Source organism: Paenibacillus sp. LHD-38 (assembly GCF_031157315.1).
Lineage (GTDB): Bacteria > Bacillota > Bacilli > Paenibacillales > Paenibacillaceae > Pristimantibacillus.
The window spans coordinates 1-5,754 of sequence record NZ_JAVIFU010000106.1 but is presented as its reverse complement, the minus strand read 5'-3'; the positions used below and the strand labels follow the sequence as shown (position 1 = coordinate 5,754).

Genomic DNA, 5,754 nt, shown 5'->3' with positions numbered 1-5,754 from the left:
ATAATTCGTTTCACATGAACATTTTTTAAAGCGGACACTCCATCCGCTTTGTTTGCTATGCGCTTTTTCTTTGCTTTCCCCAAAAAAACAAACGGCACAGGACTTTTCCCATGCCGTTTTGGATTTCATTTTTATTCCTGTTCTTGTCTTTGAGCTAAACTAAATGACATTGGCCACGTGGTAGCCCTTCGTTACGCTAACAGGCACCCCCTTATATCTTTGGACAGGCCCGATTTTTATAATCGAGGTGGATAAATTTAGTAAGAAAGGAGCCTGGATGAGAAAATTATCGATTACAGTCGCCGCAATGATCGCCCTTGCATCATTGCCGTGCACGGGAGTCAGCGCAGCGACAGCGGATTTTAAAGACGTGCCGGATACAAGCCCCTATTTCGCTTATATTCGCGATTTGAAGACGCTTGGCATAGCGGACGGAATCGCCGAAGGGATTTACGGTCCGAAACAGACGCTGACCCGCGCCCAGTTTGCCAAATTCGTCTCCGTCGCTTTTCAACTGAAGGACCAAGGAGGATCGGTACCCTTCCCGGATATCCGGGATCACTGGGCAGCCGCCTATATACGCGCCGCCTATCAGGCGGGCATCGTTAACGGCACTTCCGCTACGACTTTTTCACCGAATGAGCCGGTCAAACGCGAAGAAGCCTCGGTTATGGTATGGCGGTATGCCAAAAAACAGGGTCTCGCTCCGGGCGGTGCGCTGAATTTCAGCGATAAGCCGAATACTTGGGCGGCGGAAGGAATCAGCGGCATTATTGCCCACGGCTGGTACGGTTCGGACATTACCCGGGATTCCGGCGCGTGGTCGTACCGGCCGCAGGACGCGATGACCCGCGAGGAAGCAGCCGCCTTAATCGACCTGTCGATGAAAGAGATTCCCGGCAGCCTGTCACCGGCCGCGATTCCGGTGAACGGCGTTACGTCCGGCTTGCCTTCGGGAAGCGTTCCGTACGGAAGCATGGCGATACTGAGCGCCGCCAGACCGGGTGCGACCATCTACTACACGACGGATGGCAGCGATCCCCGGACATCGTCCGCCCGTGAACCGTATACTTCGCCCATTCCGGTACTAGGAGGGCTTCAGTTGAAGACATGCGCGGTTTACCATCCCGTTTCCGGCAAAACGGAAGTCAGCGGCGTTTCCGTATACAAGTACGAGGTTGGGGCCGTAACGCCTCCGGGGCCGTCCGTAGGCCTTTACGACCCGCTCGAAAGCTTCAAACGGATGGCGACCCGCACGAATATGTACATCGCTACGGACCATCCCGCTAACTTCGGCAGCGACGCGAAACGGATCGCGCGAACGTCGACGGCGCCGGGAAGCATCGTTTACCATACGGAATACGATATCGCTTCCGTGCTCTTTTACAGCTACTTTTTTACCGGAGTCGAGCTGGAAAAGAGCAAGACGTTCGCCTCGGCGGACGGGAAAACGTATAAGGAAATACCGATCAAAGCCTATCCGGTCGGCAATCCTTCGGGTGATTGGCAGCAGTACGCTTATGAAGCTTCTTCGCTGCCGGCAGGGACGCGCTATTTGAAAATCGAGCTGCATGGAGTTGCCAAATCCTGGTCGCCGCAGCTTTCCAGGGTTTCGATCAATCGAAGCACCGCTTCCGTCGACGTCAGCTCGACCCGAAACGTCGAATCGCTTCAGGTCGAGCTTTCTTCGGCGACCCAAGGGCAAGGGGCCCGAATCTATTACCGCAAGGACAACGCCCCTGCGTTTCAGCTCTATACCGGGCCGTTCCAGCTTACGGGGTACAGTGTGCTCGAAACCTATGCCGTGAAAGACGGCCTGGTACCGAGTCCCATCCGCAAAACCAAGCTCAACGCTAGCAATAAAATTCAAGTGGACCGATTCGGTCAAATGATATCGGCTAATTTTCCCGGGAAGGTGACAACCGAGCTGCAGCTGGAAGCGGATGCCGAGGCGGACGCCTCCTATTACGCCGGTTTAACGCCTCCTTCAGGCCGGGACCGTTTCGGCGGTCTGGCAGGCAGCGCGGCCAAATACGGCTTGCAAAAAAAGGGCTTTTTCGCCATTCAGCAGATGGGAAGCCGCAAAGTGATGACGACGCCGGATGGCAATCTCTTCTTCAGCTTAGGCGTGAACGGACTAACGGCCAATGAAACCTTTACGATGGTAAAGGGGCGGGAGGAGCTGTTCGAATCGATTCCGTCCATTCTTGGGGAATATAAAACGGCTTATAACGGTTCCAATAACTTTTCGTACTATTTGGCGAACAAATATTTGAAAACAGGAAAAGTCCCAACCGAGCATGCGGTCTATTCGGAAGCGGCTGGGCGCATCAAAAAATGGGGATTTAACAGCGTAGGAGGCTTTTCGCCCGACAAATACGGCAGCGAGAACAACTTGCCTTACGTGCGGATGCTGCCGCTCGCCAGCATGAACTGGGCGAAGATAGACGGGATTTCGCTATTCGACATTTTCGCGCCGGATGCGGTGGCCAAGCTTGATAAGTCGTTTGCGCAGGTCGTCAAGCCGACGAAGGACGATCCGATGCTGATCGGGTATTTCATCGACAACGAATACGATTTCCACAAGTTTTATTCCCATGTGCCGAAGCTGAAGGCAAGCGAAGCGGCGATCAAAGGACGTTTGGTTAAAAGGCTGAAGGATAAATATCAAGACATAGACAAATTTAATAGCGAATGGCAGACAAACTTTAAAACCTTTGAGGATTTGAAGGAAGCGGAGCTTCCGATCAAGACGTCGGCGGCCTGGCGCGATATGGACGCCTTTTTCAGGTATTATCTGGATACGTTTTACGGAACGGTCTCGCGGCTCTACCGCAAATATGATCCGAATCATCTTCTACTCGGAGACCGATGGTTAACGACGCCGTTCCATAACGAGAAGTTTCGGAGCATAATGGCGGAGGTGGAAGGGAAATACGTGGATGTCATCAGCATTAACTATTACACCTATAACCTGGATGCCGACCTTCTGAAGGACGTGTACGCGAAATCGGGCGGCAAACCGATTCTGATTAGCGAATTCGGTTTCGGCACGACGGAACAAGGCTTGGATCCGCTTCTTGAGAATTCCGCCGAGAATCAGTCCCAGAGGGGAACGCGTTACCGGAATTATTTAGAGGCGGCGGCCAGTCTAGACAACATTGTGGGCGCTCATGTGTTCAATTACGTCGACCAGGCTGCTCTGGGCAGATATTGGGAAGGCGTTTGGGGAGAACGTTATAACTCGGGCCTTGTGAATGTCGCCGACCGTCCTTATAAGGAATACTTGAAAGAGGTCATGGCGACCAACTACGACATCTACAAGGTCCTTCTCGGGGAACGGCCAATGTTCTATCACGATTTAAGCCAAAAATAAGGCGTGATGCCAAGTGTATACGACTTATGCCGTCCTTAGGCGGCATAAGCTCGTTTCGCGATGAAATATAAGCCATTTTTATAAGTGCAAAACTTATAAATTCTTATATTTGCAGAAAGACCGCCAGATTGGCGGTCTTTCTGCGTCTTTAATCTAGATGCTCGAGTAACAACTACACTGTATCCATGTGTTTTGAGTAAATGCCCTAAATAGTGTTCAAATCTACCGTCCATCTCTTATTAAATGGGCAAGAAATGCAGACCTTTATACGTACAGCAATTTTAGGCAGGGAACATGGAGAAGAATTTCCACCGGCCAAGGTCAGATCGGGGCGCGCTATTCTTTATCACGAATTGTTGTTTTGTGTTTACTGCCTTTACTGTCATAGGTGACCCTCACCCATTTCAAAATACCCTGAACGCTTGATTGTCCCATCGGGACGATACCATTCCCAGTAGCCGTCCGGCTTATCATCAACCATTTTTCCCTTTGACCATATAGTTTTTCCGTTTGCGTGATACTTGATCGTGCTACCATCAATTACTAAAACTAACGGGTACGATAGTTGAACAAATATGGAGCAGTTGCTACGGCAGCTGCTCCTTTCTTCGTTAAGCTAACGGGCAGGTTAGCGTGGAAAATGTTATATTTCTTACAGAATCTTTGGGAGGAAACATAATGGAATTTATAATAAAGCCTTATGAGAGTGCCGGTCCAATAACAATTGGAATGACAAAAGAACAGGTAAGAAGTGCTATGTCGGATAGACCAGAAAAAAATCATATTATACGAGGAACCTATACTGACTTCTTTAGCGAGACATGTGTTTTTGTCTATTATACTGAGGAAAATGGTGTAATTGAGGCTATTGAGTTTTGTGAACCAACGAAGGCCATAATAAATGGACAATTGTTAAACGTTGTCCCTTTTTTCGAGGCCAAGAAAGTACTACAAAAATACGATAAAGACTTAGTAGAAGAACTCGGATCGGGGGTTACATCCTATAAACTTAGAATTGGATTATACGCTCCAAAATATTATGTGGAAGATGATCCCGGAACACCTGCAGTGGCAGTTATCGTCTTTAGAAAGGGGTACTATGATGGTTTGGCTGAGACGATAGCTGAATAAAGACACGATGGCAGCCGACCAGAACGATCGGCTGATTTTTGTTGAACTAACGGGCAGAATAGTTTAACAAATTGTGGAATTAATTTAAATGGAGATTTGTATGGAGGGTAAAGTTTGATGAAGCTTTCGGATATAGATGCGTTAATTCGAATACATACACGGTCAGATACAGATAGGATTGTAACAATGATTAACCGCGACCCATTTCACTTTTTGAACGGAGTTTCTGTCATAGAGTTTGAACAAAGTTTGGACGAACCAGGTAGAAGAATCCGTGACAATACTTTCGTTGTGGTGATTGGGCAAACGACAGTCGGTTATTTTTCATTGTGCTTCGTTGAACTAAATACGCACATCGCCGTTGATTGTTTCGGGACAGTAGATGTGGAATGGCGTAGGCGTGGGATTGGTACTGTGATATTCAACTTTATATTTAAACGACTTAAAGATATTGCACGACAAGATGCAAAGCCCATTCACTTTAAGCACCGTGCGCTCACACGTATTCCTGGAGAAGCCACTATTGGGGCTAACTTTGGAATGAAAGAGCAAAATACATTGGAGATATTCTGTTTGACTAATATGGTTGATCAGGAGGTCTTTCTTAAACCATTAGGATATCAATTCCGCAGCCCAACACTTGAGGACGCAAACGTTTGGGCTGAAATATATAACGAGGCCTTCCATGATAACAAAAGCCCAGAGAGCGTAATTCATGAATTTCAGGGAGCTAGTTTTTCGAAAAATCTGTACTTCTTATGCACAAATGAATTTGGGAATCCTATAGGTCTTCTCTCCTCGATTCTTAGAGGGACTCATGCTCGAATACCAACCATTGCTGTAAGGCGCGAATGGCAAAAACGAGGTGTTGGGAAATTGTTGTTATCCGAAATCTTACAACGATTAAAACAATCAGGTGCTAACGATGTTCGGCTAACTGTAGATAGTAAAAATGACGTAGCTAAGTCGTTATATAACAAATTTGGTTTTCAACAAGAATATAAGAGAATTCACTACGTTGCTTCATTTTTGCCTTAGTTGTGTAGCAGATTTTGTGGATTCCTATAACTATTCCAGGTCATAAATCCCAGGAAGGCTGACATGGCAGCTGCTCCTGCATTAAGCTATCGGGACACGATAGCATTCCTGTAGAGCGTTAAATTTCCGCTTTGCAAAAAAACGAGCGCCTCGGTACGATGGAAGTACGCAACGGGTCATAGCCCTAAAAATTCCATCATCCAGGAGGA

The 5,754-nt window shown here is 47.8% G+C and carries 3 protein-coding genes; all 3 read left to right on the top strand.

What is annotated here, in order from left to right; genetic code table 11:
- The first annotated feature begins 277 nt into the window (after positions 1-277).
- The 3 genes from RCO25_RS34220 to RCO25_RS34210 all read left to right on the top strand — a co-directional run bounded on the left by RCO25_RS34220 (position 278) and on the right by RCO25_RS34210 (position 5,545).
- Positions 278-3,376 (top strand): S-layer homology domain-containing protein, encoded by a 3,099-nt coding sequence (locus RCO25_RS34220; RefSeq protein WP_309000510.1) that lies wholly within the window; start codon positions 278-280, stop codon positions 3,374-3,376.
- A 678-nt stretch (positions 3,377-4,054) separates the two neighbouring features.
- Entirely contained in the window at positions 4,055-4,507 is a 453-nt protein-coding gene (locus RCO25_RS34215) for a hypothetical protein (RefSeq protein WP_309000509.1), read from the top strand.
- A gap of 117 nt (positions 4,508-4,624) precedes the next feature.
- Entirely contained in the window at positions 4,625-5,545 is a 921-nt protein-coding gene (locus RCO25_RS34210) for a GNAT family N-acetyltransferase (RefSeq protein WP_309000508.1), read from the top strand.
- Positions 5,546-5,754: the final 209 nt, after the last annotated feature.